The sequence below is a fragment of the Polaromonas sp. YR568 genome, from assembly GCF_943369415.1.
Taxonomy (GTDB): Bacteria; Pseudomonadota; Gammaproteobacteria; order Burkholderiales; family Burkholderiaceae_C; genus Polaromonas.
Window position 1 is genome coordinate 140,646 of record NZ_CALRNF020000005.1, and the last position, 25,714, is coordinate 166,359.

Below are 25,714 nucleotides of genomic sequence, written 5' to 3' on the forward strand. Positions count from 1 at the left end.
CTTCTTCGCGGCATTTCCCCACCTAAGGGCCACCATGAAAACACCTCCACTTCAACTCCGCCGGCGCGACGCCTTGCGGTATTTTTCACTGCCGGCGGTGACCGCCGTCTCCAGCGTTTGCGGCCTGCCTGCGACTGCAGCGCTGGCCCAGGCGCCGGCGAAGATGCCGCGCATCGTCTCGGTGAGCGGTGCGACCACGGAAATCGTCTACGCGCTGGGCGCTGAAAAGCAGCTGGTCGGCACCGACACCACCAGCCTCTTTCCGGCCGCAGCGCTGCAAACGCCCAAGGTCGGCTATATGCGCGCGCTCTCCGCCGAAGGGCTCCTGTCGCTCAAGCCCGATGCCGTGATCGGCACCACCGAGGCCGGTCCTGGCGTGGTGATGGACCAGTTGCGCACCGCCGGCGTCAAGGTCGAACTGGTCGAGGCCGACCACACCTGGGGCGAGGTGCAGCGCAAGGTCGCCGCCGTCGGCCGCGCCACCTCGCGCGTCGCGCAAGCCGCCGCCCTGCAGGCCAAACTCGATGCCCAATGGGCCGAGGTGCTGGCCGCGGTGGCCCGCAAGACCGGCCGCAAGCCGCGCGCCGTGTTCATCCTCACGCATTCCGGCTCGCCGCAAGTTGCCGGCGAGAAGACCGCCGCGCAGGCGATGTTCACTTTCGCGGGGTTGGACAATGCCTTGATCACGCCCGGCGGCAGCAGCAATTTCGCCGGCTACCGCGCCATGACGCCGGAGGCCCTGGTGACGGCGGCGCCCGACGTGATCGTGACGACCACGCAGGGCGTCGAAGCCAGCGGCGGGCTGGAGAAATTCTGGCAGCGCCCTGGCCTGGAGCTCACGCCTGCCTACAAACGCCGCGCACTGGTGGCGCTCGACGCGCTCTACCTGATCGGCTTCGGCCCGCGCCTGCCGCAGGCGGTGGCCGAGTTGCACCAGGCCAGCCTGAAAGCGGGCGCATGAGCGACACACCCATGAAAGCCGCCATGACCGAAGTCCTCTGCGCGCGCACGCCGGCCGTGCTGCACTGCGCCGACCTGCGCCAGGTGACGGCTTTTTACCGCGACCAATGGGGCTTTGCCGTCCAGCACAGCGTGCCCGGCGTCATCGCCGTGCTCACGCGTGAATCGGTGACGGTGCAACTCTGGCAGCGCCGCGCCGACATGGCGCCGCAGCACTTTGCCTGCCGCCTGCTGGTCGACAACATCGGGCAGTGGCACATGTCCCTGCAGTCCGCGCCCGGCCAGGCGATGCACGCGCTGGTGGAGCAGGACTGGGGCACCGAATGGGGCGTCAGCGACTGCGAAGGCAACCGGTTGTTGCTGGTGCAGTCTGCCCCGCACGTCGCCAGGCGCCGGGCCAGCGCATGAAAGCCGCCGCGTTGCACGGCGACCACCGGCGCTGGCCGGCGCCGCTGGTGCTGGGGGCGGGCGTCTTGCTGCTGGCCTTGAGTTTTGTCATCGGCAGCGCGCGCGGCGCCTATGCCATCAGCCCGTCGCAGCTCTGGCAAGTGCTGCTCGACATGCTGGGCGGCAGCGGCCAGCCTTCACCCGAGCACCTGGTCTTCATGAACATCCGCCTGCCGCGGCTGCTGCTGGGCGTGGCCGCCGGCGCGGCGCTGGGCATGTCGGGGGCGCTGATGCAAGGCCTGTTCCGCAACCCCCTTGCTGACCCCGGCCTGATCGGCGTCAGCAGCGGCGCCGCGCTGGCCGCCGGCATGACCATCGTGCTGGGCAGTATGTGGTTTCCCGACATGCCGCGCACGCTGGGCAGCTGGACGCTGGTGCTCATGGCCTTCCTGGGCAGCCTGTTCGTGACGGTGCTGGTGTATGCGCTGTCGCAGCAGGACGGCACGACGCGGGTCGGCATCATGCTGCTGGCCGGCGTTGCCGTCAATGCACTGGCCGGCGCGGGCCTGGGCTACCTGACCTTTCTGGCCACCGACGAGCAACTGCGCAACATCCAGTTCTGGCTGCTCGGCAGCCTGGGCGGCGCGCGCTGGAGCGCCGTGGCACTGGTGTTTTCCATCGTGCTGGCCGCGCTGGGCGCGGGCCTGACCCTGGCCAGGCCGCTCAATGCCATCGCGCTGGGCGAGACGCAAGCGGCCTTGCTGGGCGTGCCGGTCGAGCGCGTCAAGCGTTTTGCCGTGCTGGTGACGGCGCTGGCCGTGGGGGCCGTCACGGCCACCACCGGCATCATCGGTTTTATCGGCCTGGTGGCGCCGCACTGCGTGCGCCTGGTGGCCGGACCCAACCATCGCATCGTGCTGCCGGGCTCGGCGCTACTGGGCGCGGCCCTGGTGCTGGCCGCCGACAGCGTGGCCCGGACCATGGTCAAACCCGCCGAGCTGCCGCTGGGCGTGCTGACGGCCTTTGTCGGCGTGCCCTTCTTTTTGCTGCTGCTGCGCCATTTCAAAAATCGGCTCTGACCCATGAACGCACGCAACATGCATGATTTTTCGCTGATCGCCAGCCTGCTCGAAGTGGTGGGCGTTGGCGTGCAGGTGCCCGGCCGGGCGCTGCTGCAGTCCGCTTCGGCGCAGTTCCCGGCCGGGCAGGTTACCGCCGTGCTGGGCCCCAACGGCGCGGGCAAGTCCACGCTGATGTCGCTATTGACCGGCCAGCGCCAGCCCACAGTCGGCAGCGTCTTCCTTGCCGGCAAGGCATTGACGGCCTATGCACCGGCCGAACTCGCCCGCGTGCGCGCCTCGGTGGCGCAGGAAACCCAGGTAGCCTTTGAATTCACCGTGCGCGAAGTGGTAGAGCTGGGACGTTATCCGCACCGCAACCGGCCGGGCAGGGCGGATGCGGACATCCCGCTGCAGGCCATGCAGGCGACGGCGGTCGAGCACCTTCAGCACCGCGTGCTCAACACGCTCTCAGGCGGCGAGAAAGCCCGCGTCCACATGGCGCGCGCGCTGGCGCAGGTGTGGGAGCCTGCCGCGGATACGGCTGGCGCCCAGCCCACACGCTGGCTGCTGCTGGACGAACCGACGGCCGCGCTCGATCTGCAGCACCAGCACCGCATGCTGCAACTGGTGCGCGCCTGGGCCACCGCGCAGGGTGTGGGCGTGGTGGCCGTGCTGCACGACCTGAACCTGGCCCTGCGCTACAGCGACCGCTGCGTGGTGCTGCAAGGCGGGCAGGTGGTGGGCAGCGGCGCTACCGCCGAAGTGCTTACGCCTTTGTGCATCCAGAAGGTGTGGGGCGTGGTCGCGCATCCGGTGGCGCCGCAGGGCGGAGAGCCGGGGCCGCGCCAGTACCTTTTTGAGGCACCTGTTTAAAACCGGGTCGCCGGGGCAATCACGACGGCGGCTCATTGGTCAGGGTCAGGTCCAAGGCCGGGGGCCGGAATGACGCGCACGGATACGCACGCAAAACCTTCGGCCTTTTATAATCCGCCTCGAAGCCAGCCAAGGGGCGCGCCCGCCGCGCCCAGCCAGCCAACCGAGTTCTTCAACTTGTCTGCTGGCTTATGCAACTTCACTCCCAACTTCCTTGCTCCCGTTCCGCTTCCCGTTTTTCCCTCGCGCCGCTGGCCGCCGCGATCGCCTTGCTGGGCGCCACGTCCGTCCATGCGCAAAATGCACCGGCGGAGGCTGTGACCGGCGGCTCGTTGAGCACCGTCACCGTCAGCAGTGAACGCCAGGGCAGCTTCACCTCCAACACCGTGCAGGTCGGCACTTTCCGCGACCAGAGCCCGCTGGACGTGCCGCTCACCACCAACGTCATCACCCGCGAGGTGCTCGACGCGCAGGGTGCGCGCACGTTGTTCGGCGCGTTGCGCAACACCGCCGGCGTCACGCGCTCGCAGCTCAACGGCTCGACCTACGACAACATCGCGATCCGCGGCATCCTCGTGGAAAACCGTGGAAACTACCGCCTCAACGGCTCGCTGCCCATCATCAACCTGGTTGATGTGCCGCTGGAGAACAAGGAGCGCGTCGAGGTGCTCAAGGGCGCTTCCTCGCTGTACTACGGTTTTGTCCCGCCGTCCGGCATCGTCAACTTCGTCACCAAGCGTGCCGGAGCGACGCCGGTGACCAGCATCGCCACCTCGGTGAACCAGTACGGCGCCGCCGACGTGCACCTGGACATCGGCCGCCGGTTCGGGCCGGACAACGCTGTCGGCCTGCGCGTCAATGCGGTCAAGGGCCGCGAGGACATCGGCATCGACAACTTCGCGGGCAAGCGCGAACTGCTGTCGGCCGCGATCGACTACAAGCTTTCGCCCTCGGTCAGCTTCAAGCTCGACATCGAGCATTACAAAAAAGACGTTTCGGAGCAGGCGGCCATCGTCCTGCCGACGGCCGTCGGCGGCGTCATCACCTTGCCGCGCCTGACCAGCAACAAACTCAACCTGGCCGGCGAATGGCAGCGTTATGTGGCCGACGCGACGAATGTGCTGGCGCGCGCCGACGTGGCGCTCAACGACAACTGGTCGGCGATCTTCGAGCTCGGCCAGGCCAAAAACACGCGCACCCGGCGTTTCTCCCAGTTCACCTTGAACAATGCGGTCACCGGCGCCGGCAACCTGGCCGTGAGCCAGCAGGACGGCCAGGAGTATGAAAACAACAACCTGCGCGTGGAACTCGGCGGCCGGGTGATGACTGGCGCCATCGCCAACGAGCTCTCTATCGGATACACCGAGAACGAGCGCAAGCAGGAAAGCCGCCTGGGCGGCACCACGCTCAACTTCGCGCAAAACTATTACAACCCCGTGCCGATTCCATACACCCCGCGCATAGGCCCCAACGGCAGCGCGCCGACGACGATCACCGACAAGGGTCTCTACCTCTTTGATCGCATCGTGCTGTCGGAACAGTGGCAGATCATGGGTGGACTGCGCCACTCCGACTACAAGACCTCTGCCGGTTTTTCCGCGAAGAAAACCAGTCCCAGCGTTTCGGCGATGTTCAAGCCCAATGAGAAAACCTCGGTGTATGCAAGCTATATCGAAGGGCTTGAAGAGTCGGGCACCGCACCGGCCAGCGCCGCCAATGCCGGCGAAGTGTTGCCAGCCGTGCTCAACAAGCAGATTGAAGTCGGAGTCAAAGCCGAGGTCGCCGAGGGCTTGTTGCTGCAGGTCGCCTATTTCGACATCAAGCGCCCGTCGACCGCGACCGTGGCCAACCGGTTCATCCTGGCCGGCGAGGCCACATACAAGGGCCTGGAATTCGCGGCCACGGGCGAGATCAACAAGCAGTGGTCGGTGGTGGCGTCCGCGCTGCTGATGGACCCGAAGATCGTCAAATCCTCCGTCGCCAACGAGGTCGGCAAGACCCCTGAAAACGCGGCCAAGGTGACCTACAGCGTGTTCGGCGAATACCGCGTGCCCAGCGTGCCCGGCCTGGCGCTCAACGCGGGCTGGTACTTCACCGGCAAGCGCCCCGTCAACAATGCCAACCAGGCGTACATAGACGGCGGCGGCACGCTGTCGCTGGGCGCGCGCTATCGCACCAAGCTGTTCGGCGCCAACGCCACGCTGCAGGCCAACCTGGACAACGCCACCGACAAGGTCTACTGGAGCACCGCCGGCAACGGCCTGCTGGGCGTGGGCGCGCCGCGCACGCTGCGCGTCGCCGCGAAGTTCGACTTCTGATGGGGCTGCGCAAGTGGCGGCCGGTGCTGCTCAAGGTGCATCGCTGGCTGGGCCTGACGGCCGGCCTGCTGCTGATGCTCAACGCCTTCACCGGCTCGCTGATGCTGGGCGCGCGGCCGCTGGACCGTGTGCTCAACGCACAGCTCTTTGAAGTCAAGCCGGCCGGCCAGCCCGTGCCGCTGGAGACGATTCGCCAGGCGCTGGTGGCCGAGTACGGCGGCAAGGCGCGTTTCACCATCCGCCCGCCGCGCGAGCCTGAAGAGTCCGTCCTGGTCTACGTGACCAGCGACAGCTGGCAGGGCCAGGCGCATTACGACCCGTACAGCGGCCGCAAGCTGGGCGCGCGCGAGGAGCACGAAGGCTTTGCCAACGCGCTGTTCGAATTTCATTCGGCGCTGCTGGCCGGCGACACGGGCAAGACCGTGCTCGCCTTCAACACGGTCACCATGCTGGCCATGCTGGTCACCGGCGTGCTGCTGTGGTGGCCGGCCAGGAGCTGGCGCGGCGCGTTTTCCGTGAACTTCAAGGGCGGGCTGCTGCGCAGCCTGTTCGACCTTCACCGGGTAGGCGGCGTGGTGCTGGGGGGCTGGGTATTGGTCTGCGTGCTGACCGGCACCTGGATGGCCTGGCGCCCGGTGTCGCAGTGGGTGACGCAAGCCGCCGGGCAGAAGCAGGTGCTGCCGCCGGCCGTGAAGGCCGTAGCGCCGCAGAGGCACGTCGCCACGGCCGACGACATGATAGCCACCGCCAACGCCGCTATGCCGGGTGGCGTGGTGGGCTACCTGGGATTGCCGGCCAAGCCCACAACGCCTGTGCGCATACGCAAAAAGCTGGACGACGATCCGCATCCCAACGGCCTGTCCTCGGTGTGGCTGCATCCGGTCACGGGCGAGGTGATTCGCGTGGACCGCTGGAGCGACCTGGACATTGGCACGCGCTCGTATGCCTGGATCTACCCATTGCACTCGGGCAAGCTGGCCGGAGTGATCGGGGTGATCGCGACGGCGGCCGGGGGTTTTCTGCTGTTCGGCTTCGGCGTCAGCGGCACCTGGCTGTGGTGGCTGCGCCGGCGCATGCGGGCGGGCTAGTACTCCAGCCGTTCCGGCCGGATTTCCTGCAGGATGGTGGTCGAAATCTCTTCGATGGACTTGGTGGTGGTCGAGAGCCAGCGTATGCCTTCGCGCCGCATCATGGCTTCGGCTTCGTGGATCTCTTCGCGGCAGTTTTCAAGGCTGGCGTATTTCGAGTTGGGCCGGCGTTCGTTGCGTATCTGCGCCAGCCGTTCGGGCGCGATGGTCAGGCCGAAGATCTTTTTGCGGTGCGGCACCAGCGCCGGTGGCAGCTGGCGGCGCTCAAAGTCTTCAGGGATCAGCGGGTAGTTGGAAGCCTTCAGGCCGTACTGCATCGCCAGGTAGAGCGAGGTCGGCGTCTTGCCGCTGCGGCTCACGCCCACCAGGATCACGTCCGAGCCGGCCAGGTCGCGGTTGCTCTGGCCGTCGTCGTGCGCCAGCGAGAAGTTGATGGCCTCAATGCGGTCGTCGTATTCCTTGCTTTTGGAGGCGTCCGAAAAGCGGCCCACGCGGTGGTTGGACTTGATGCCCAGCTCGCCTTCCAGCGGCGCCACGAACATGCCGAACATGTCCAGCAGCATGCCGTTGCAGTGGGTTTTGATGACGGCCAGGATTTCCATGTTGACCAGCGTGGTGAAGACGATGGGGCGCTTGCCCTCGACTTCGGCCGTGTGGTTGATCTGCCGTATCGCCTGGTGCGCCTTGTCCACGCTGTCGATAAAGGGCAGGCGGACGTGGCGCGGCTTGAACTCAAACTGCGCCAGGATCGCGTTACCAAAGGTTTCCGCGGTGATGCCGGTGCCGTCGGAGATGAAAAACACGGTGCGTTGGGACATGGTGGGCGATTGGCTGATTGAAAGCTGGGTGAAAGGCTGACGCGGCACATCCGGCGGCACGCCCCTACAATTGGGTCAATTATCCAGTTTGTCACGCCATGCCCCGCCACAACCCCCTCGAACAACAACAAGGTTGCCTGCCGCGCATGGTGAATTCCCCGGTTTTTAAACCTCCCGGAGTATTTTCATGTCCAATCTGTTTGAGGCGACCGCCCTGGTCGTACCGTTTGAAAACCTGAGGATGACGGACGTCGAGGCCGTAGGCGGCAAGAACGCCAGCCTCGGCGAGATGATCTCGCAACTGCCCACCGGCCCCCAGGGGGTGCGGGTGCCCACCGGATTCGCCACCACGGCCCACGCTTTCCGCGTGTTCCTGGCCCACGACGGGCTGGACAAAAAAATCAACGGCGTGCTGGACACGCTCAACACCGACGATGTGCGCGCGCTGGCGGAGGCGGGCGCCAAAATCCGCGCGCTGGTCGAAGCCCAGCCTTTCCCGGCTGACCTGGAAAATGCCGTGCGCGAGAGCTTTGCCGCTTTAAGCGCCGGCAACACCCAGGCCAGCTTCGCGGTGCGCTCCTCAGCCACGGCCGAGGATTTGCCAGATGCGTCCTTCGCGGGCCAGCAGGAAACCTTTCTGAATGTGGTCGGCATCGAGGACGTGCTGCACAAGATGAAAGAGGTGTTCGCCTCGCTCTACAACGACCGCGCCATCAGCTACCGCGTGCACCAGGGTTTTGCCCATTCCGACGTGGCGCTGTCCGCCGGCATCCAGCGCATGGTGCGCAGCGACAAGGGCGCGGCCGGCGTGATGTTCACCATAGACACCGAAAGCGGCTTTGAGGACGTGGTCTTCATCACCTCCAGCTACGGCCTCGGTGAAACCGTGGTGCAGGGCGCCGTCAATCCCGACGAGTTCTACGTGCACAAGCCCATGCTCAAGGCTGGCAAGCGCGCAGTGATTCGCCGCAACCTGGGCAGCAAGCTGCTGCAAATGGAATTCACCACGCCGGAAGAGAAAAAATCCGGCGGCAAGCTGGTCAAGACCACCGACGTGCCGACCGAACTGCGCAACCGCTATTCGCTGAACGACGACGACGTCGAACAGCTCGCGCGTTACGCCCTCATCATTGAAGCGCATTACGGCCGCCCCATGGACATCGAATGGGGCAAGGACGGCACCGACGGCCAGCTCTACATCCTGCAGGCGCGTCCCGAGACGGTGAAAAGCCAGTCCAAGGGCAAGGCCGAGCAGCGCTACAAGCTCAAGGGCACCGGCACGGTGCTGGCCGAGGGCAGGGCGATCGGCCAGAAGATAGGCACCGGCCCGGTCCGCATCGTGCACGACATCAAGGACATGGACCAGGTGCAGGCCGGCGACATCCTGGTCACCGACATGACGGACCCGAATTGGGAACCGGTGATGAAGCGCGCCAGCGCCATCGTCACCAACCGCGGCGGGCGCACCTGCCATGCGGCCATCATCGCGCGCGAGCTGGGCATCCCGGCGGTGGTCGGTTGCGGCGACGCGACCGAGACGCTCAAGGACGGCATGCTGGTGACAGTGAGCTGCGCTGAAGGCGACACCGGCAACATCTACGACGGCCTGCTTGAGACCGAGGTCACCGAGGTGCAGCGCGGCGAGATGCCGCCCATAGACCTCAAGATCATGATGAACGTGGGCAACCCGCAGCTGGCCTTCGACTTCTGCCAGGTGCCCAACCACGGCGTGGGCCTGGCGCGGCTGGAGTTCGTCATCAACAACAACATCGGCGTGCATCCCAAGGCCATCCTGGACTACCCGAACATCGACGCCGACCTGAAAAAAGCTGTTGAAAGCGTGGCCCGCGGCCATGCCTCGCCGCGCGCTTTCTACGTCGACAAGGTGTCCGAAGGGATTGCCACGATTGGCGCGGCCTTCTGGCCCAAGCCGGTGATCGTGCGCCTGTCGGACTTCAAGTCCAATGAGTACCGCAAGCTGATCGGCGGTTCACGCTACGAGCCCGAGGAGGAAAACCCGATGCTGGGGTTCCGCGGCGCGGCGCGCTACCTGAGCCCCGACTTCGCCGAGGCCTTCGCCATGGAATGCGAGGCGCTCAAGCGCGTGCGCAACGACATGGGCCTGGTCAACGTCGAGGTGATGGTGCCTTTCGTGCGCACGCTGGGCCAGGCCAAGGCCGTGACCGAGCTGCTGGCCAAACACGGCCTCAAGCGCGGCGAGCAGGGCCTGAAGATCATCATGATGTGCGAGGTGCCGAGCAACGCGGTGCTGGCCGACCAGTTCCTCGAATACTTCGACGGTTTCTCCATCGGCTCCAACGACCTGACCCAGCTCACGCTGGGCCTGGACCGCGACTCGGGCCTGGAGATTCTGGCCAAGGACTTTGACGAACGCGACCCGGCTGTCAAGGCGCTGCTGAGCCAGGCCATCGCCGCCTGTAAGCGTGCCAACAAATACGTCGGCATCTGCGGCCAGGGCCCCAGCGATCATCCTGACTTTGCGCTGTGGCTCAAGGAGCAGGGCATAGGCTCGATCTCGCTGAACCCGGACACGGTCATCGACACCTGGAAACAGCTGGCCGGCTGAACAAGCCGGCGGCCGGCCTGACCGAGGGAAAACCCCCGGTGGTCGGCACCCTCACGGTAAGCAATTGGCAAGTCCTCCGATGACAATCGGAGGCACTGCCTTTCCTTGTCTGCCCTGAGCCATGCTTGCCGCCGCCACCACCGCCAAACTGCTTGCTGAAATTGCGTTGCTTGCGTTGGCCGGCCAATGGGTGGTGGGTTTGCTGGCCGGCGCGGGCCGCGACAGCAATCCGTTTTACCGCGTGCTGCAGCTGCTGGGCCGGCCCTGGGTGAAGGCCGCGCGCTGGATTTCCCCGCCCGTGGTGCTGGAGCGCCACCTGCCGCTGGTGGCTTTCCTGGTGCTGGCGCTGGTCTGGGTGGCGGCGGCTGTCACGAAAATCCGCATCTGCCTGGACATCGGGGTGGCGCTGTGCAAATGAAAATGAGTTTGCCGCTGGCGCCCTCCCTGCATTACCTCTTCCTGAAGGCGCAGGCCTTGCTGCTGCTCGCGGCAGGCAAGCGCGCGGCCGCCTTGCCGAAGTTTGCACGGATGCTGCGCCTGCGACCGGCCGATCCTTATGCCCTGGCCAGCCGCAGTCACGTCGAAGCGCAACTGCATCTCACGCAGGAGGCCATCGCCAGCCTGCGGCAACTCACCGCCGCCTGGCCGCAACAGGCCGCGGGCTGGTTCAACCTGGGCTATGTGTTGCAGCAGGCCGGGTGCCATGACGAGGCCGGCCCGGCTTTCGAGCGCGCGCTGGCGCTGGATCCGCGGCTGGATCGCGCCTGGTACGGCCTGGCGCTGGTACGGATGGAGCAGCAGCGCTTCGAGGAAGCCTCCGAGGCGCTGCAGCGCAATACCGCGCTGCAGCCGTTAGGCCCTTATGGCTGGTACCGGCTTGCCCAAGTCTGGCTGGCGCTGGGTGAGGTGGGCAAGGCGCGCAAGGTCGTTGCCCACCTGCGCCGCTTTGAGCCGCGTGTCGCTGCCCAATTGGAGCGCGAGAATGCCGCGGCGCTGCAGGCGGGCAGGGCGTCCATGAGCGAGGCGGACCATGCAGCCGGCTGACAGCCACCGCCGCTACTGGCGCAAAAACCTGGCCGTGACGGCTGCGCTGCTGATGGTCTGGTTTATCGTGACCTTCGGCGTGAGCTACTTTGCGCGCGCGCTGAACTTCCGGTTTTTCGGCTGGCCCTTCAGCTTCTGGATGGGGGCACAGGGCGCCTTGCTGGTGTATTGCCTGATCGTCGGCTTTTATGCCTGGTACATGAACCGGCTCGACATCGAGCACGACGTGGCGGACGGGGACTAGATGGCCGGCTTCTTCGGTTCTCGCGACGGGGTGATGCTGTCCAGCCAGCAGTTCAAGCGGCAGCTCAATCGCGTCTACCGCTGGTACACCGTGGGCCTAGTGGTGTTTGTGCTCATCCTCGCGGGCCTGGAGCGCATGGGCCTGCCGCGCCTCTGGATAGGCACGGCTTTCCTGCTGGCCACCATTGGCCTCTACGCGGGCATAGGCATCATGAGCCGCACCACCGACGCGGGCGAATACTACGTGGCGGGCCGGCGCGTGCCGGCGGTCTACAACGGCATGGCCACCGGCGCCGACTGGATGTCGGCCGCCTCCTTCATCGGCCTGGCGGGCACGCTCTACCTCACGGGCTACAGCGGCCTGGCTTTCATCATGGGATGGACCGGCGGCTACTGCCTGGTCGCGCTGGTGCTGGCGCCTTACCTGCGCAAGTTCGGCCAGTTCACGATTCCCGACTTCCTGGGCGAGCGCTACGGCGGCAAGCTACCCCGCCTCATCGGCGTGGCCGCCGCCATTTTGTGTTCCTTCACCTACCTGGTCGCGCAGATTTACGGCGTGGGCTTGATCACGTCCTACCTCACCGGAATTGCCTTCGAGCTGGGCATCTTCCTGGGCCTGGGCGGCATCCTGGTGTGCTCCTTCCTGGGCGGCATGCGCGCCGTGACCTGGACGCAGGTGGCGCAGTACATCATCCTGGTGGTGGCTTATTTGATTCCGGTGGTGTGGCTGTCGATCAAGCAGACAGGCGTTCCGGTGCCGCAACTGGTTTACGGTCTACAACTCGAAAAAGTCACCGCCAAGGAAAAAGAGCTGGCCGCGGACCCCAAGGAACTGCAGGTGCGCGAGCTGTTCAGGCAGCGCTCCGAGGCGCTGTCCGGCAAACTGGCGCGCCCGGCCGAGGCGCTGGCCGCCGACAAGCTGGCCGCCGGCAAACGCATGGAGCAGCTCAAGGGCGGCAATGCCTCGGTGTCTGAAATTTCCTCGGCGGCCAAGGCTCTGGCCGCCATGCCCAGGGACGAGGCGGCAGCCGTCAAGACCTGGACGGCGGCCAAGGCCGCCGCCGACGTCAAGACGCAGCCTCTCAACGGCATGCCTGCCCATGCGGCCCAGTTCTCGGGCGACCCGGACGGCACGCCCAAGGAGCAGGAGGCTTACGACACTTCGCGCCGCAACTTCCTGGCGCTGGTGTTCTGCCTTATGGTGGGCACGGCCGCCTTGCCGCACATCCTGATGCGCTATTACACGGTGCCCAGCGTGCGCGAGGCGCGCCAGTCGGTCACCTGGTCCCTGTTTTTCATTTTTTTGCTGTATTTCACGGCGCCGGCGCTGGCCGTGCTGGTGAAGTATGAAATCTTCACCATGGTGGTGGGCCTGCCGTTTGACCAGTTGCCGGCCTGGGTCAACGCCTGGAGCCGCGTGGATCCGACGCTGTTGTCGGTGACTGACGTCAACCGCGACAACATCCTGCAGCTCAATGAAATGACCATAGGCGGCGACATCATCGTGCTGCTCACGCCCGAACTGGCGGGGCTGCCCTATGTGGTTTCAGGCCTGGTGGCGGCGGGTGGCTTGGCTGCCGCACTTTCAACCGCCGACGGCCTGCTGCTGACGATTGCCAACGCGCTTGGCCACGATCTCTACTACAAGATGATCGACCCCAACGCCTCCACCGTGAGCCGGGTGACGGTCTCCAAGATTTTGCTGCTCATCGTGGCCCTGCTGGCAGCCTACGTGGCGGCGCAAAAGCCTGCCGACATCCTGTTCCTGGTGTCGGCGGCGTTCTCCTTCGCCGCCGCCTCCTTCTTCCCGGCGCTCAGCCTGGGGATTTTCTGGAAGCGCGCCAACGGCATAGGCGCCGTGCTGGGCATGATCTCGGGCCTGGGCGTGACCTCGTATTACATGTTCACCAACCAGCCCTGGCTGCGCGCCACCTTCGGCATCACCTCGCCGGTGCAGCTGTGGTGGGGCATAGACCCGATTTCGGCCGGCCTGTTCGGCGTGCCGGTCGGCTTTGCCGTGATCGTGCTGGTGAGCCTGGTCACCCCGGCGCCCAGCCGGAAAATCCAGGACCTGGTCGAATACATCCGCTATCCGGACCTCAAACGGCTCTAGAACCGCCGGTTGGGGCACGGCACATGTAACAAAACGGGCGCATTCCCTTGCCAGCATGAGCCGCGGAACCGGCTTTGCCGGGCCGCAGGCGGGCGGGCCCCCTTTGTGATGAAGGGGCAGGGAGGAAGGCCACAGGCCACACGAAGTGAGCGACCGTGGGGGCGTGCTATACTCTTGGGCTTCGCCTTGCTGCACCCTTAACGACGCTGGGGCAGCTTCAATCAACCACAAGGAGAGTTTATGCGTCACTATGAGATCGTCTTGCTGATCCACCCGGATCAAAGCGAGCAAGTCCCAGCCATGCTGGAACGTTACAAGGGCATGATCACCGCCGGCGGCGGAAAAGTGCATCGTGTTGAAGATTGGGGCCGCCGCCAGCTGGTGTACCTGATCCAGAAACTCGCCAAAGCCCACTACCTCTGCATCAACATCGAAGCCAGCCAGGCCGTGATGGAAGAAATTGAACACGCGTTCAAGTTCAACGATGCCGTGCTGCGCCACCTCACCGTGGTCAAGAAGAAGGCCGAAACCGGCCCATCCCTCATGATGCGCAACGTCGAGAGGGAAGAAGCCCGTAAAGCCCAACAGCAGGAGTATGCGGCTTAATAGCCACCATGCTGTTGAACGCCTCGCTGCCGCGCAACTGCCATTGAGCAAAAGCCCGCAGTGAACCACGTTGAACTGACCGCCTGTATCGCCGAGGCAAGTCCTCTTCGCTACACGCCCGCTGGAATCCCCGCCGCCAATTTCGTCCTCGAACACGAGTCCGAAGTCGTCGAAGCAGGAGTTACCAGACAGGTCAAGTTAACGGTCAGGGCGGTTGCCTTCGGAACGCTGGCTGAGCAATCAGCCAGGTCCCCCTTAGGCCAACCCTTCAGGTTCACCGGTTTCCTGATCAATGCGCGCACCAGCAAAGGTGTTGTTTTTCATATCCAGGCTCTGCACAAGGTAGAGCAAGTACCGAACCCCATTTAAGGAGTCCATCATGGCCGGACCAAAACGTTTCAACAAAGACAAGCGCCCCAAGCGCAATACCCAATCCCTGCTGTTCAAGCGCAAGCGCTTTTGCCGCTTCACCGCCGCCGGCGTTGAAGAAATCGACTACAAGGACATCGACACCTTGCGCGATTTCGTCGCCGAAAACGGAAAAATCATCCCCGCACGCCTGACCGGCACGCGCGCGATTTTCCAGCGCCAGATCAACACCGCCGTCAAGCGCGCTCGCTTCCTCGCGATGCTGCCTTACAGCGACCAGCACCGTAGCCTGTAAGGAGCGCGACCATGCAAATCATTCTGCTCGACAAAGTCGTGAACCTCGGCAACCTCGGCGAAATCGTCAAGGTCAAAGACGGCTATGCACGCAACTTCCTGATCCCTTCGGGCCGCGCACGCCGTGCCACCGAAGCCAACAAGGCCGAATTCGAAGCCAAGCGCGCCGAACTCGAAAAGGCTGCGGCCGCCAAGCTGGCTGAAATGCAAGCCCAAGGCGAAAAGCTCGGCGGCACCACCGTCAAGCTCACGCAAAAAGCCGGTGTTGACGGCCGCCTGTTCGGCTCCGTCACCAACCACGACATTTCGGCCGAGCTGACCAAGCAGGGATTCCCCGTGCTGAAGTCGCAAATCCGCATGCCTAACGGCCCGCTGAAGATTGTTGGCGACCACGCCGTGACCGTGGCTCTGCACACCGACGTGGCAGTGGACATCACCGTGACCGTGTACGGCGAAACCGCTTAAGCGTTTTCTCCTCCCGCAAAAAAGCCGCTCGCCGAGCGGCTTTTTTCATGGGCGGGCGAAGCCGCCGGCTACGCACAGGTTCCGGGTGTATTTACACCGAATTTCCAACGCTTATTCACAACTTTGTCCACAGCCGTTTTACGTAGCGGGCTTAGTATTTCAGTCTCCCAAGGAAACCCATGTCCGCCGTACTTTCCACCTATGACGATCCCGGCTACAGCCCCGACCGCCAGATCGCCCAGCTGCGAATTCCGCCGCATTCCATCGAGGGTGAATCCAGCGTCCTGGGCGGCTTGCTGCTCGACAACGGCGCCTGGGACCGGGTGGGCGATCTGCTGGTCGACGAAGACTTCTACCGCGCCGAACACAAGCTGATTTACGCCGCCATAGGCGCGCTTATCAACGCCACCAAGCCGGCCGACATCATCACCGTCTTTGAATACCTGCAGAACCAGGGCAAGTCCGACGAAACGGGGGGGCTGAGTTACCTCAATTCGCTCGCGCAGTACGTGCCCAGCGCCGCCAACATCCGCCGCTATGCGGAAATCGTGCGCGAGCGCTCCATCCTGCGCAAGCTGGTGTCCGCTTCCGACGAAATTTCCACCAACGCCTTCAATCCGCAGGGCAAGGACGTCGCGACCATCCTCGACGAGGCCGAGCAAAAAATCTTCAAGATCGGCGAGCAGGGCTCGCGCATGAAGGAAGGCTTCCAGAGCATGGACACGCTGGTAGTCAGCCTGCTGGATCGCGTGACTGAAATGGCCGAGAACCCGCAGGATGTCACCGGCGTGGCCACCGGCTTCAGGGACCTTGACCAGATGACCTCCGGCTTCCAGGCCGGCGACCTGGTCATCCTGGCGGCCCGCCCCTCCATGGGCAAGACCGCATTGGCCATCAACATCGCCGAACACGTCGCGCTCAACGAAGGCCTGCCCGTGGCCGTGTTTTCCATGGAAATGGGCGCGTCCCAGCTTGCCGTGCGTATCGTCGGCTCCATAGGCCGCATCGACCAGACCCATCTGCGCACCGGCGGCCTGACCGACGAGGAATGGCCGCGCCTGACCGAAGCGATTGAAAAGCTGCGCACCGTCTCGCTGCACATCGACGAAACGCCGGGCCTGACCGTGAGTGAACTTCGCGCCAACGCGCGCCGCCTGGCCCGCCAGTGCGGCAAGCTCGGCCTCATCGTGGTCGACTATTTGCAGCTCATGAGTGTCTCCGGCGGCATGGCCGATGAGAACCGCGCCACCGCCGTCGGCGAAATTTCACGAGGCCTGAAGATGCTGGCCAAAGAGCTGCAGTGCCCGGTGATCGCGCTGTCGCAGCTCAGCCGCGGTGTCGAGTCCCGCACCGACAAGCGCCCCATGATGAGCGACTTGCGCGAATCCGGCGCCATCGAGCAGGACGCCGACATTATCATGTTCATCTACCGCGATGAGTACTACACCAAGGAAGCCTGCAAGGAACCCGGTGTGGCCGAGGTCATCATCAGCAAGCAGCGGAACGGCCCCACCGGCACGGTGAAGCTGGCTTTTATCAATCGCATCACCAAGTTCGAGAGCCTGGCGCACGGCAGCAGCGGGGATTTTTAAGGCGATCCTGCGGGCATCAGCGCGATACCCGCATCGGCCGGGATGCGCCTTCTCTTGCGAATCACCATCACCGCTCCTGCGGGTTGCTCCATTGCCGTGGCGTCCACGGGTCTGGCGGCCGGAAAGTGCGAAATGCTGCCGATGGCGGCATCGACGTCCTCGCGGTTAAGCGGCTGCACCACGGAGCCGTTGATCTGCAGGTAGCCGCCGTTGCGCGCAACAGCCAGGAAACCAAACTCCATTCCGCGGTGCACGGTCCCTATCACCCGGTAACGTTCCCCCGGGGGGACGGCCCAAGGCGCCCTCAGTATCTTGTGCAGCCGCACCGTCAGGCGCTCATCCATTCCCTCGGTCGTGGTTCCTTGCATTGCTCTCGCCTTCCCTCGAAGCCCTTTGCCGATGGCTTACCGAGCAATGCTCGCGGCCGTCTCACAGTGGGTAATTTGGATTGTTCGCAGCTCCAGCTGTTGCTCGTCAGGTGATTTGCCGGGCAATTTTTCTGGAGACGTTGAACGGTATGCGAGTTCGTCAAAAAGTTGGGGATTGATTGTCCGTATGCGGTAAATCTTTGTCGGATTTATCGAGCACGATCAAACATCGTGATTCGCAAAGAGGGATGGATGCCCATCCGCGCTGTCTCGTCGCGCGGACGCACAGGAGGGGCGCTTGATGGCCGGCGCGCGAGCGCACGCCGCCGCGACAGGCCAAGGGCTGGGAAATGAAGAGCGGGTGTCTGGTCGGCTCAGCGCACGCACTCAAAGCCATACTGGCCTTCGGCCGGCTTGCTGATCATTCGCGCATGCTGGCGGCCGCGCTTCTGGCATTCGGCTTCGGCGATGTCGGTGACCTCCAGGGTCTGCGAGGGGCGGCCCTTGACGATGATCAGTTTGTCGCCGGCGCTCAGCAACTCGGCAGCACAGCCGGAGAGCAGGACGCCGCCAAGCAGCAGGGATGACAGCAATGGCAATTTTTTCATGAAGGCTTTCTTGAGAGGGTTACTGTAATCGGTGGCGTCGGCATGCCATGTCGTGGCGCGATATGCATTTCTGGATAATGCCTACCCAAACACTCAAGGGAGGGCACGATGCCGCGTTTGATTTTGCTGGTTTTGGGGATTTTAGGGGCGGGGTTGTGCAGCCCGGCGTGGGCCGGCGAAAACATTCGCGCGTTTGCATCCGAACTGCTGGCCTTTGAAAGCCGGCAAGTGTTGCTCCCGGAGCCACCCCCCAAGTATTCGGACTCCGAAAACGGGGCCAATTTGCGCAAACTGCTGGATCCTGTGCGCGCGTCAAACATCGTCGACGAGTATTTCGACGGGCTGGCGAAGAACGCCGCCGAACCCGAGGTCCCGAAACTGATACAGCCCTTGCTGGCGCGTTATGAAAAAGCGTTTGCCGCCAATCCTCGCGCCTACGAGGAAGAGTACCTGGATGCGCTCAATTGGAGCGTGCTCGTCGTGGAGCGCGGTGTCCGGACAAGCGCCCTGGCAAGCGCCCAGGCACCCCCGTCCGCATCCGTCGCTTCAAAGGAGGAGCAGGCGGCAATCCAGAAGCTTGCCGAAAGCCTGAGGGGCTTGTCGAACTCCATACTGGGACTGCTTGCTGGAAGCATACGGGACAAAGTGGCCAAGGGAGTGTTCAGCGATGCGGGCGCAAAACGCGCGCTGGAGATGGCCGACCGGCTCAGCCCGACGGTCGCGGGTGTTGCCGCCGCGATGCCCGAAGTCCCGGCGCAGACGCGCACCCGTCAGGTCGCCAGCGGCGAGGAGGTTTATCGCGCGCAATGCATCGCCTGCCATGCCACCGGCGTAGCGGGCTCGCCAAAGCAGGGCGACGTAGAGGCCTGGGCGCCGCGCATCCGTTCGGGTTTGGCGTCCATGCTTCAGTCCACCATCAAGGGCAAGGGGGTGATGCCTTCCCAGGCGGGAGGTGACTTTCAGGAGCTTGAACTGGCCAGGGCGGTGGCCTATCTGGCCAACACGGCAGGGGGCAAATTCGCGGAGCCGCCTTTGCCCGCCGGGCATCCCGGCACGGTCACCGTCAAGATCCGTCCTCCTCCGGCTCCCCGACCTCCTGCCCTTCCTTATGCAGCGATGAATGCCAATCAGAAAATGGTTCTCGGAGAGCGAACCTATCAAGCGAACTGTGCCGCCTGCCACCAGGCGAATGGCCGGGGCGCCGGGCCTATCCCCGACTTGCACAAAGCTTCTACGTTTGCCAAAACCGATTCCGTCATCGGCGTGGTGTTGCATGGATCAAAAAATAGCGCCATGCCCGCTTGGCGGGCGCTGCAAGATGAAGAGATTGCCGAGGTCATCAACTATGTGCGGTTCAAGTTCAGCAGTGAGCTGGTGGAGTTTGTGACGCCCGAAGAGGTTCGCAGCCGCCGGAGGTAGTGTTGTTCCATGCCGTTGGCGGCCGGTACATTGCCATGCGGGGTTGGGTGAAAAGTGCCCGGAACGCGCATGAAACGTTCGCAAGTCGCCCCTGAGTCACTGGTAGAGCCTGCTGCGGCCCCCCGCGTTCACCCCAACCCCAGCGCCTTGTACACCCGCAGCGCCCCGTACGCATCGTTGGCTGCGTAGACAATCTGCGCTTCCGTGAGCCGCTCATTGGCCCAGTTGGAGGTCGCGGCTTTTTTGGATTTCAGGAAGCGCTTGTTGAACATCACCGCGACGGCGCCGCGCACGCCCATGTCCTTGCGGTAGCCGCGTTCGCGGAAGACGATGTTCAGGTCCAGCACACCCTGCAGGTCCGTGCCCAGCTTGCGGATGATGCGGCGCTGGTCGTCGCCCAGGCCGAAGCCCGCCTTGATCACGGCGGGCGAGCTGAGCACCAGGCCCACGGCGCGGCGGCATTCGGCGTCTTCGAGCTGGAAAATCCAGGCCTTGTCCAGCGCCGAAAGCTGCACGATGTGCGGGCCTTCTGAAGCCTCATTCTTGGCGAAGGTGGGTTTGGATTCGGTGTCAAAGCCCAGGACCGTGGCGCCCGTCAGTTCCTTGAGTGCCTGGGCCGCCTGGGCCGGCGTGGACACGAGCTGGATCTGGTCGAGGCCCAGGCGTTCGAAGGGCTCCAGCAGGGCGATTTCTTCCTTATCGGGGGTGGGATGGCGCTCGGTCATAGGGTTCCATGCGGGAGGGAAGGGCAAAAAAAACAGGGAATGGCAGGGATAGAGCTTACAGTCCAAGGTAGCGCATTACACCGGACCGCCCGCATCCCCCCACACCATGGCAGCAGCACAAAGCATCACCACCGAGCATTACAAGCTCTTTCCCTCGCCGCGCAACCGGCACCGGACGATTTTCCTGCACCAGGTGTTTGTGCCGCATTCCTTCATGCTGATCGACATGGAGAGTTACCCGCTCAAGGGCAAGTACAGCCTGTTCGGCGCCTGCCGGCTGGCCGACATGCGCATGGGGCAACTGGTCACGCTGGAACTGCCCGAAGACGAGGCGACTTTCAAGGCGAAGTTTGTGCCGGACTGAGGCTGGTCCGATCCGGCTCTTACAATCAGCGCCGGCACCTCGCCGCCGCCCACCCTCACGTCCATGACTTTCGAATACTTCATCGAGCACGCCGTCTATACGGCCTACCGCCTGGGCGCCTACGCATTGCTTAACTGGGCCGACGACCCGGCCCTGCTCGCGATCGTATTCTGCTAACCCTTCAGCTGCCGCGCCAGCAGCACCGCCACGTGAATCGCCTCGCGCTGCGCACCGTCCTTGATCTGGTGGCGGCAGCTGGTGCCGTCGGCCACCACGATCGCGTCGGGCTGCTTGCGCACCGCGGGCAGCAAACTCAACTCCGCCATCTGCATGGACACCTCGTAGTGCCCGGCTTCGTAGCCGAAGCTGCCGGCCATGCCGCAGCAGCTTGATTCGATCAGTTCGGGCTGGGCACCGGGTATCAGCTTCAGAACATCCAGGATGGGGCTCACCGCACCAAAGGCCTTCTGGTGGCAGTGGCCGTGCAGCAGGATGGGCTGGGCGGCTGGCTTGAGGCGGCCCTTGAGCATTTCGAGCTTGCCGTCCGCCGCCTCGCGCGCCAAAAATTCTTCCAGCAGCAGCGCATGGCGGCTGATGGTCTGCGCCGCCTCGCCCAGGCCCATTACCAGCATTTCGTCGCGCAGCGTCAGCAGGCAGGACGGCTCCAGGCCGACGATGGCGATGCCTTGCTCGGCAAAGGGCAGCAGGGCGCCCACCACCTCGCGCGCCTTGGCCTTGGCCTTGTCGACCATTCCGCCGGCCAGGTAGGTGCGGCCGCAGCACAGGCTTTTGCCGTCGGGCGTGGTCTTGGCGGCCACGTGCACCGTGTAGCCGGCGGCCTGTAGCACCGTGAGCGCGGCCAGCGCGTTCTCCGATTCGAAATAGCCGTTGAAGGTGTCGACGAAGAGCACCACCGGCCGCGTGGCTACCAGCACTTCCTCGCGGCTGGCGGTGTGGATGCGGCCCTGCGGCGCAGAGCCGGGCTCGCCCGATGCACCCAGGCGCTTCCAGAAGGTGTCGCTGCTCCATTGCGGCAGCGTGCGGCGTGCCGAGAGGCCCAGCAGTTTTTCGCTCAACGCGGCCATACCCGGCACCTTGTCGCGCAGGTTGAGCAGTGGCGCGAAACGGCTGGCCCAGTGGGCGTAGTCGGGCAGGTGGGCGACCAGCCGGTCCTTCAGCGTGTAGCCGTGTCTGGCCTTGTAGTGGTGCAAAAACTCCACCTTCATCTTTGCCATGTCCACGCCGGTGGGGCAGTCGCGCTTGCAGCCCTTGCAGCCCACGCACAAGTCCATGGCCTGCTGCACGGCCTCGCTGGTAAAAGCGTCTTCCGCTTTCAAGCCGTCAAGCTGGCCCGACAGCGCCAGGCGCAAGGTATTGGCGCGTCCGCGCGTCAGATGTTTTTCGTCGCGCGTGGCGCGGTAGCTGGGGCACATGGTGCCGGCGTCGAACTTTCTGCAGTGGCCGTTGTTGTTGCACATCTCCACGGCCTTGGCAAAGCCCTGGGCCGGGTCGCCGCCCGTGCCCGGCTCGCTGGTCTGCTCGGTCACCGGGTCGTTCTGCACGTTCCAGGCGCTCCAGTCCAGCGCGGTCTTGATCGGGATGACCTTGTAGCTGGGCGGAAAACGCATCAGCCGCGCGTCGTCCATCTTCGGTGGGTTGATGATGCGGTTCGGGCTGAGCAGGTTCAGCGGGTCCAGGTACGTCTTGATCTGCGCAAAGGCCTCGTTGATCTTTGGGCCGAACTGCCATTCGATCCACTCGCCGCGGCACAGGCCGTCGCCGTGCTCGCCGCTGTAGGCACCCTTGTAGTGGCGCACCAGGGCCGAGGCATCTTCGGCGATCGCGCGCATCTTGGCGCCGCCTTCGCGCCGCATGTCCAGGATGGGCCGCACGTGCAGCGTGCCGACGGATGCATGGGCATACCAGGTGCCCTTGCTGCCGTATTTGCGGAAGACCTGCGTCAGCGCGTCGGTGTACTCGGCCAGATGCTCCAGCGGCACGGCGCAGTCTTCGATGAAACTGACCGGCTTGCCGTCGCCCTTGAGGCTCATCATGATGTTCAGGCCCGCCTTGCGCACTTCCCACAGGTTTTTCTGCGGCGCGTCCTCGACCATCTCCACCACCGAGCCGGGCAGGCCCAGGTCGCCCATCAACTCGACCAGCTGGCGCATCTTGGGCACGAGTTCGGCCTTGGACTTGCCTGAAAACTCCACCAGCAAAATCGCGTCCGGCCGGCCAATCAGGGCGGTGCGCACCGTGGGCGCAAAGGCCGGGTTCTGCAGCGAGAGCTCGATCATGGTGCGGTCCACCAGCTCGACCGCGCTCAGCGTGCCGTCGCCGCCCAGCTGCACGATGTGCTGGGCCGTGTCCATGGCCTTGTAGAAGGTCGGGAAGTTCACCACGCCCAGCACCTTGGTGCGCGGCAGTTCGGCCAGCCGCAGCTTCAGCGATTTCGTCAGCGCCAGCGTGCCTTCGCTGCCTACCAGCAGGTGCGCCAGGTTGACCGAGCCGTCTTTGGTGTAGGGCTTTTCGTTCTGGTTGTTGAAGATGTCCAGGTTGTAGCCGGCCACGCGGCGCAGCACCTTGGGCCAGTGCGCCTCCAGTTCGGGCCGCAGCTGGTCGGACAGCGCCTTGACGTAATCGCCCAGTTCGCGCGCGGCGCCGCCGGCCGTGTCGTAGCGGCCGAGTTCCAGCAGGCTGCCGTCCGAGCGCCAGGCGGTGGCGCCCAGCACGTTGTGAACCATGTTGCCGTAGGCGATGCTGCGGCTGCCGCAGGAGTTGTTGCCCGCCATGCCGCCCAGCGTGGCCTGTGCGCTGGTCGACACATCCACCGGGTACCACAGGCCGTGCTGTTTCAGCGAAGCGTTCAGGTGGTCCAGCACGATGCCCGGCTGCACCTCGGCCGTTCGCTCGCCCAGGTCCACGTCCAGGATGCTCCGCAGGTGCTTGGCGTGGTCGATGACCAGGCCCGCGCCCACGGTCTGCCCGCACTGGCTGGTACCGCCGCCGCGCGGGACTATGGGCACCTGCAGGTCGCGGCAAATGTCGAGAGCGGTTTTGACGTCCTCGTCGGTGCGCGGCACGAACACGCCCACCGGCGTGACCTGGTAGATGGACGCGTCGGTGGCATAGCGACCGCGGTCGGCCGGCGAGAACAACACCTCGCCCTGCGTCTCGGCGGCCAGGCGCGCGGCCAGCCGGCCGGCGACTTCATTGCTCACGCGGGCCACGTCGTCGTAGGCCTGGGCCGAAGCCTCGCGGGTGATCTTGAGGGGGAGGGGAGCGTTCATCGCGGCTCTTTGTGTGTGGGGCTGTTGTGGGGAATCAGGCCGGATTTCGGGGCCGGCCGGCAAAGCTCAGGCTTTGGCCTGGCTTTCAAGGCCGGCGGCGCGCAGCTGCTGCACCACCACGTCGCGCTTGTTGGCCAGGTGGCCCAGCAGCACGCGGCGCATGGCGGGGGCGTCGCGCGCCGTCAGGGCTTCAATCATCTGCTCGTGTTCCTTCACGGCCGACTTCCATTTTTCCTCGTCCTGGTTGGAGCGAAAGCGCAGCGCCTGCAGGCGGGCGTTGACCTGCGCGTAGGTGGTGGTCAGCACCGGGTTCTTGGCCGCCGCGTTGATGGCGTTGTGGATCGCGGCATTGAGCCGGTAGTAATTGGGCAGGTCGCGGCGCGTGTAGGCGGCCAGCATTTCAAAGTGCATGGCCTTGACCTCGGCGAGCTCGGCATCGGTGATGCGCTCGGCCGCCAGTTCGCCCGATTGGGCTTCGAGCCCCGCCATCACCTCGAAGGTGTTGAGCACGTCCGCCTCGCTAAGCGCCACCGCGATGGCGCCGCGGTTCGGCAGCAGCTCCACCAGGCCTTCGGCGGCCAGCATCTTGATGGCCTCGCGCAGCGGGGTGCGCGAGACGTTGAGCACCTCGCTGAGCTCGCGTTCATTGAGCTTGGCGCCGGGCAGGATGCGGTTTTCGACCAGCATCTGGCGCAGCCGGTGCGCGACCTGCTCGTGCAGGGCGGCGCGGGGAATGGGGATGATTTCAGCGGCCATGGGGAAATTTTGTATGCAAAAAATACCCCTGTCAAATCATTTGTAAGCCTTTGACCTTATTGACAAATGAATTTTGTATGCAAAAAATAGCGTATTACTTCAGGAGCCCTTCGCCATGTTGACGCTTGACTTTCACCCCACGGGACGCCACTTCTTGCAGATTCCCGGCCCGTCGCCGGTGCCGGACCGCATCCTGCGGGCCATGAGCCTGCCCACCATAGACCACCGCGGCCCCGAGTTCGCCGCGCTGGGCCTGAAGGTGCTGGCCGACATCAAGAAGATCTTCCAGACCAAGCAGTCCGTCATCATTTACCCGGCCTCAGGCACCGGCGCCTGGGAAGCGGCGCTGTCGAACACGCTGAACCCCGGCGACCACGTGCTGATGTACGAAACCGGCCACTTCGCCGCGCTGTGGCAAAAGCTGGCCACACGCCTGGGCCTGAAGACCGAGGTCATCAGCTACCCCGGTGCCGACGTCTGGCGCCACGGCGTGCAGGCCTCGCTCATCGAAGAGCGCCTCAAAGCCGACACCCAGCACAGCATCAAGGCCGTCTGTGTGGTGCACAACGAAACTTCCACCGGCGTCACCAGCAACATCGCCGCCGTGCGCAAGGCGATGGACGCGGCCAAACACCCGGCGCTGCTGCTGGTCGACACGATCTCCGGCCTGGCCTCGGCCGACTACCGCCACGACGAATGGGGCGTGGACGTCAGCATCAGCGGCTCGCAAAAAGGCCTGATGCTGCCGCCCGGCATCAGCTTCAACGCGGTCTCGGCCAAGGCCATCGAAGCCAGCAAAAAGGCCACGCTGCCCAAAGCCTTCTGGGCCTGGGACGAGATCATCGAGATGAACAAGACCGGCTACTGGCCGTCCACGCCCAACACCAACCTGCTGTACGCGCTCAGCGAAGCCTGCGACATGCTGCTCGAGCACGGCCTGGAAACCGTGTTCGCGCGCCACCAGCGCTGGGCTGTGGGCGTGCGCGCGGGGGTCAAGGCCTGGGGCCTGCAGATCCAGTGCGCCGACGCGGCCGTCTATTCGCCGGTGCTGACCGGCGTGATGACACCCGAAGGCGTGGACGCCGACGCGGTGCGCAAGATCATTTACGAGCGCTTCGACTGCTCGCTGGGCACGGGCCTGGGCAAGGTCAAGGGCCGCATGTTCCGCATCGGCCACCTGGGCGACTGCAACGACCTCACGCTGATGGCCGCCCTGAGCGGCTGTGAGATGGGGCTGAAGCTGGCCGGCGTCAAGCTCGCCGGCTCGGGCGTGCAGGCCGCGATGGACCATTTTTCCAGCCATGCGGCCGTGGTGCCGCAGCGCAAGGCGGCCTGACAGGAACCTGAAAAAGGCGCGCGCGTACAA

25 protein-coding genes are annotated in these 25,714 nt (G+C 64.7%); 19 read left to right on the forward strand and 6 right to left on the reverse strand.

Annotated features, from left to right (window positions below):
* Positions 1-34 precede the first annotated feature (34 nt).
* From ACLV74_RS05440 to ACLV74_RS05465, 6 genes are all read left to right on the forward strand, one after another.
* Positions 35-961: a hemin ABC transporter substrate-binding protein gene (locus tag ACLV74_RS05440; protein WP_411878359.1), complete on the forward strand. Its 927-nt coding sequence runs from the start codon at positions 35-37 to the stop codon at positions 959-961.
* On the forward strand, positions 958-1,368 hold the full coding sequence (locus ACLV74_RS05445) for a hypothetical protein (protein ID WP_411878360.1): 411 nt from the start codon (positions 958-960) through the stop codon (positions 1,366-1,368). The genes ACLV74_RS05440 and ACLV74_RS05445 overlap by 4 nt, the downstream gene beginning before the upstream one ends.
* A complete protein-coding gene (locus tag ACLV74_RS05450) occupies positions 1,365-2,426 on the forward strand; it encodes a FecCD family ABC transporter permease (RefSeq protein WP_411878361.1) in 1,062 nt (353 codons plus the stop codon). Before ACLV74_RS05445 ends, ACLV74_RS05450 begins: the two co-directional genes overlap by 4 nt.
* 3 nt (positions 2,427-2,429) lie before the next feature.
* Positions 2,430-3,281, forward strand: coding sequence for a heme ABC transporter ATP-binding protein (locus tag ACLV74_RS05455; RefSeq protein ID WP_411878362.1), 852 nt, complete (start codon positions 2,430-2,432; stop codon positions 3,279-3,281).
* A 191-nt stretch (positions 3,282-3,472) separates the two neighbouring features.
* Positions 3,473-5,599: a TonB-dependent siderophore receptor gene (locus ACLV74_RS05460; RefSeq protein ID WP_411878363.1), complete on the forward strand. Its 2,127-nt coding sequence runs from the start codon at positions 3,473-3,475 to the stop codon at positions 5,597-5,599.
* The gene (locus ACLV74_RS05465) at positions 5,599-6,687 is read left to right on the forward strand and encodes a PepSY-associated TM helix domain-containing protein (RefSeq protein WP_411878364.1); all 1,089 of its coding nucleotides are present in this window, start codon (positions 5,599-5,601) and stop codon (positions 6,685-6,687) included. Before ACLV74_RS05460 ends, ACLV74_RS05465 begins: the two co-directional genes overlap by 1 nt.
* Here the strand turns inward: ACLV74_RS05465 and ACLV74_RS05470 are convergent.
* Positions 6,684-7,505 carry a pyruvate, water dikinase regulatory protein gene (locus ACLV74_RS05470; protein ID WP_092126396.1) on the reverse strand — a complete coding sequence of 274 codons (822 nt, stop codon included), beginning with the start codon at positions 7,503-7,505 and terminating at the stop codon, positions 6,684-6,686. The two genes, ACLV74_RS05465 and ACLV74_RS05470, sit on opposite strands and share 4 nt — an antisense overlap.
* Positions 7,506-7,692: 187 nt before the next feature.
* Between ACLV74_RS05470 and ppsA the strand changes: the two genes are divergently transcribed.
* From ppsA to dnaB, 10 genes are all read left to right on the forward strand, one after another.
* On the forward strand, positions 7,693-10,092 hold the full coding sequence (gene ppsA / locus ACLV74_RS05475) for a phosphoenolpyruvate synthase (protein WP_411878365.1): 2,400 nt from the start codon (positions 7,693-7,695) through the stop codon (positions 10,090-10,092).
* Positions 10,093-10,213: 121 nt separating this feature from the next.
* Positions 10,214-10,510: a hypothetical protein gene (locus ACLV74_RS05480; RefSeq protein ID WP_411878366.1), complete on the forward strand. Its 297-nt coding sequence runs from the start codon at positions 10,214-10,216 to the stop codon at positions 10,508-10,510.
* Positions 10,507-11,136, forward strand: a complete 630-nt coding sequence (locus ACLV74_RS05485) for a tetratricopeptide repeat protein (RefSeq protein ID WP_411878367.1) — start codon at positions 10,507-10,509, stop codon at positions 11,134-11,136. Before ACLV74_RS05480 ends, ACLV74_RS05485 begins: the two co-directional genes overlap by 4 nt.
* Positions 11,123-11,380 carry a DUF4212 domain-containing protein gene (locus ACLV74_RS05490; RefSeq protein ID WP_411878368.1) on the forward strand — a complete coding sequence of 86 codons (258 nt, stop codon included), beginning with the start codon at positions 11,123-11,125 and terminating at the stop codon, positions 11,378-11,380. Before ACLV74_RS05485 ends, ACLV74_RS05490 begins: the two co-directional genes overlap by 14 nt.
* Positions 11,381-13,492 carry a sodium:solute symporter family protein gene (locus ACLV74_RS05495; protein ID WP_411878369.1) on the forward strand — a complete coding sequence of 704 codons (2,112 nt, stop codon included), beginning with the start codon at positions 11,381-11,383 and terminating at the stop codon, positions 13,490-13,492.
* Between the two features lie 240 nt (positions 13,493-13,732).
* Positions 13,733-14,098, forward strand: coding sequence for a 30S ribosomal protein S6 (rpsF, locus tag ACLV74_RS05500; protein ID WP_007871089.1), 366 nt, complete (start codon positions 13,733-13,735; stop codon positions 14,096-14,098).
* 60 nt (positions 14,099-14,158) lie between these two features.
* Positions 14,159-14,467 (forward strand): primosomal replication protein N, encoded by a 309-nt coding sequence (gene priB / locus ACLV74_RS05505; protein WP_411878370.1) that lies wholly within the window; start codon positions 14,159-14,161, stop codon positions 14,465-14,467.
* A 10-nt stretch (positions 14,468-14,477) separates the two neighbouring features.
* Positions 14,478-14,762, forward strand: a complete 285-nt coding sequence (gene rpsR, locus ACLV74_RS05510; protein ID WP_011483947.1) for a 30S ribosomal protein S18 — start codon at positions 14,478-14,480, stop codon at positions 14,760-14,762.
* Between the two features lie 11 nt (positions 14,763-14,773).
* On the forward strand, positions 14,774-15,226 hold the full coding sequence (gene rplI, locus ACLV74_RS05515) for a 50S ribosomal protein L9 (protein WP_411878371.1): 453 nt from the start codon (positions 14,774-14,776) through the stop codon (positions 15,224-15,226).
* A 179-nt stretch (positions 15,227-15,405) separates the two neighbouring features.
* Positions 15,406-16,818: a replicative DNA helicase gene (gene dnaB, locus ACLV74_RS05520; RefSeq protein ID WP_411878372.1), complete on the forward strand. Its 1,413-nt coding sequence runs from the start codon at positions 15,406-15,408 to the stop codon at positions 16,816-16,818.
* Here the strand turns inward: dnaB and ACLV74_RS05525 are convergent.
* Both ACLV74_RS05525 and ACLV74_RS05530 read right to left on the reverse strand, forming a co-directional pair.
* A complete protein-coding gene (locus ACLV74_RS05525) occupies positions 16,815-17,186 on the reverse strand; it encodes a hypothetical protein (protein ID WP_411878373.1) in 372 nt (123 codons plus the stop codon). The two genes, dnaB and ACLV74_RS05525, sit on opposite strands and share 4 nt — an antisense overlap.
* 374 nt (positions 17,187-17,560) lie before the next feature.
* Positions 17,561-17,794 carry a hypothetical protein gene (locus tag ACLV74_RS05530; protein ID WP_411878374.1) on the reverse strand — a complete coding sequence of 78 codons (234 nt, stop codon included), beginning with the start codon at positions 17,792-17,794 and terminating at the stop codon, positions 17,561-17,563.
* 108 nt (positions 17,795-17,902) lie between these two features.
* On the opposite strand from ACLV74_RS05530, the gene ACLV74_RS05535 reads away from it, so the two are divergent.
* A complete protein-coding gene (locus tag ACLV74_RS05535) occupies positions 17,903-19,213 on the forward strand; it encodes a c-type cytochrome (protein WP_411878375.1) in 1,311 nt (436 codons plus the stop codon).
* Positions 19,214-19,341: 128 nt separating this feature from the next.
* Here ACLV74_RS05535 and ACLV74_RS05540 read toward each other — a convergent pair whose 3' ends face one another.
* On the reverse strand, positions 19,342-19,938 hold the full coding sequence (locus ACLV74_RS05540) for a 3'-5' exonuclease (protein WP_411878376.1): 597 nt from the start codon (positions 19,936-19,938) through the stop codon (positions 19,342-19,344).
* Positions 19,939-20,044: 106 nt separating this feature from the next.
* Here ACLV74_RS05540 and ACLV74_RS05545 point away from each other — a divergent pair, with 106 nt between their 5' ends.
* The gene (locus tag ACLV74_RS05545; RefSeq protein ID WP_411878377.1) at positions 20,045-20,302 is read left to right on the forward strand and encodes a hypothetical protein; all 258 of its coding nucleotides are present in this window, start codon (positions 20,045-20,047) and stop codon (positions 20,300-20,302) included.
* 173 nt (positions 20,303-20,475) lie between these two features.
* On the opposite strand, the gene ACLV74_RS05550 is transcribed toward ACLV74_RS05545, so the two are convergent.
* Complete coding sequence (locus ACLV74_RS05550) at positions 20,476-23,592, reverse strand: FAD-binding and (Fe-S)-binding domain-containing protein (RefSeq protein WP_411878378.1); 3,117 nt, start codon at positions 23,590-23,592, stop codon at positions 20,476-20,478.
* Positions 23,593-23,658: 66 nt separating this feature from the next.
* Positions 23,659-24,348: a GntR family transcriptional regulator gene (locus ACLV74_RS05555; RefSeq protein ID WP_411878379.1), complete on the reverse strand. Its 690-nt coding sequence runs from the start codon at positions 24,346-24,348 to the stop codon at positions 23,659-23,661.
* A gap of 115 nt (positions 24,349-24,463) precedes the next feature.
* Here ACLV74_RS05555 and ACLV74_RS05560 point away from each other — a divergent pair, with 115 nt between their 5' ends.
* A complete protein-coding gene (locus tag ACLV74_RS05560; protein ID WP_411878380.1) occupies positions 24,464-25,684 on the forward strand; it encodes a pyridoxal-phosphate-dependent aminotransferase family protein in 1,221 nt (406 codons plus the stop codon).
* Positions 25,685-25,714 lie beyond the last annotated feature (30 nt).

Bases quoted from the DNA above. Each gene is read 5' to 3' on its own strand.
- ACLV74_RS05440 (WP_411878359.1), top strand. From the start codon at position 35: ATGAAAACACCTCCACTTCAACTCCGCCGGCGCGACGCCTTGCGGTAT.
- ACLV74_RS05445 (WP_411878360.1), top strand. From the start codon at position 958: ATGAGCGACACACCCATGAAAGCCGCCATGACCGAAGTCCTCTGCGCG.
- ACLV74_RS05450 (WP_411878361.1), top strand. From the start codon at position 1,365: ATGAAAGCCGCCGCGTTGCACGGCGACCACCGGCGCTGGCCGGCGCCG.
- ACLV74_RS05455 (WP_411878362.1), top strand. From the start codon at position 2,430: ATGAACGCACGCAACATGCATGATTTTTCGCTGATCGCCAGCCTGCTC.
- ACLV74_RS05460 (WP_411878363.1), top strand. From the start codon at position 3,473: ATGCAACTTCACTCCCAACTTCCTTGCTCCCGTTCCGCTTCCCGTTTT.
- ACLV74_RS05465 (WP_411878364.1), top strand. From the start codon at position 5,599: ATGGGGCTGCGCAAGTGGCGGCCGGTGCTGCTCAAGGTGCATCGCTGG.
- ACLV74_RS05470 (WP_092126396.1), bottom strand. From the start codon at position 7,505: ATGTCCCAACGCACCGTGTTTTTCATCTCCGACGGCACCGGCATCACC.
- ppsA (WP_411878365.1), top strand. From the start codon at position 7,693: ATGTCCAATCTGTTTGAGGCGACCGCCCTGGTCGTACCGTTTGAAAAC.
- ACLV74_RS05480 (WP_411878366.1), top strand. From the start codon at position 10,214: ATGCTTGCCGCCGCCACCACCGCCAAACTGCTTGCTGAAATTGCGTTG.
- ACLV74_RS05485 (WP_411878367.1), top strand. From the start codon at position 10,507: ATGAAAATGAGTTTGCCGCTGGCGCCCTCCCTGCATTACCTCTTCCTG.
- ACLV74_RS05490 (WP_411878368.1), top strand. From the start codon at position 11,123: ATGCAGCCGGCTGACAGCCACCGCCGCTACTGGCGCAAAAACCTGGCC.
- ACLV74_RS05495 (WP_411878369.1), top strand. From the start codon at position 11,381: ATGGCCGGCTTCTTCGGTTCTCGCGACGGGGTGATGCTGTCCAGCCAG.
- rpsF (WP_007871089.1), top strand. From the start codon at position 13,733: ATGCGTCACTATGAGATCGTCTTGCTGATCCACCCGGATCAAAGCGAG.
- rpsR (WP_011483947.1), top strand. From the start codon at position 14,478: ATGGCCGGACCAAAACGTTTCAACAAAGACAAGCGCCCCAAGCGCAAT.
- rplI (WP_411878371.1), top strand. From the start codon at position 14,774: ATGCAAATCATTCTGCTCGACAAAGTCGTGAACCTCGGCAACCTCGGC.
- dnaB (WP_411878372.1), top strand. From the start codon at position 15,406: ATGTCCGCCGTACTTTCCACCTATGACGATCCCGGCTACAGCCCCGAC.
- ACLV74_RS05525 (WP_411878373.1), bottom strand. From the start codon at position 17,186: ATGCAAGGAACCACGACCGAGGGAATGGATGAGCGCCTGACGGTGCGG.
- ACLV74_RS05530 (WP_411878374.1), bottom strand. From the start codon at position 17,794: ATGAAAAAATTGCCATTGCTGTCATCCCTGCTGCTTGGCGGCGTCCTG.
- ACLV74_RS05535 (WP_411878375.1), top strand. From the start codon at position 17,903: ATGCCGCGTTTGATTTTGCTGGTTTTGGGGATTTTAGGGGCGGGGTTG.
- ACLV74_RS05540 (WP_411878376.1), bottom strand. From the start codon at position 19,938: ATGACCGAGCGCCATCCCACCCCCGATAAGGAAGAAATCGCCCTGCTG.
- ACLV74_RS05545 (WP_411878377.1), top strand. From the start codon at position 20,045: ATGGCAGCAGCACAAAGCATCACCACCGAGCATTACAAGCTCTTTCCC.
- ACLV74_RS05550 (WP_411878378.1), bottom strand. From the start codon at position 23,592: ATGAACGCTCCCCTCCCCCTCAAGATCACCCGCGAGGCTTCGGCCCAG.
- ACLV74_RS05555 (WP_411878379.1), bottom strand. From the start codon at position 24,348: ATGGCCGCTGAAATCATCCCCATTCCCCGCGCCGCCCTGCACGAGCAG.
- ACLV74_RS05560 (WP_411878380.1), top strand. From the start codon at position 24,464: ATGTTGACGCTTGACTTTCACCCCACGGGACGCCACTTCTTGCAGATT.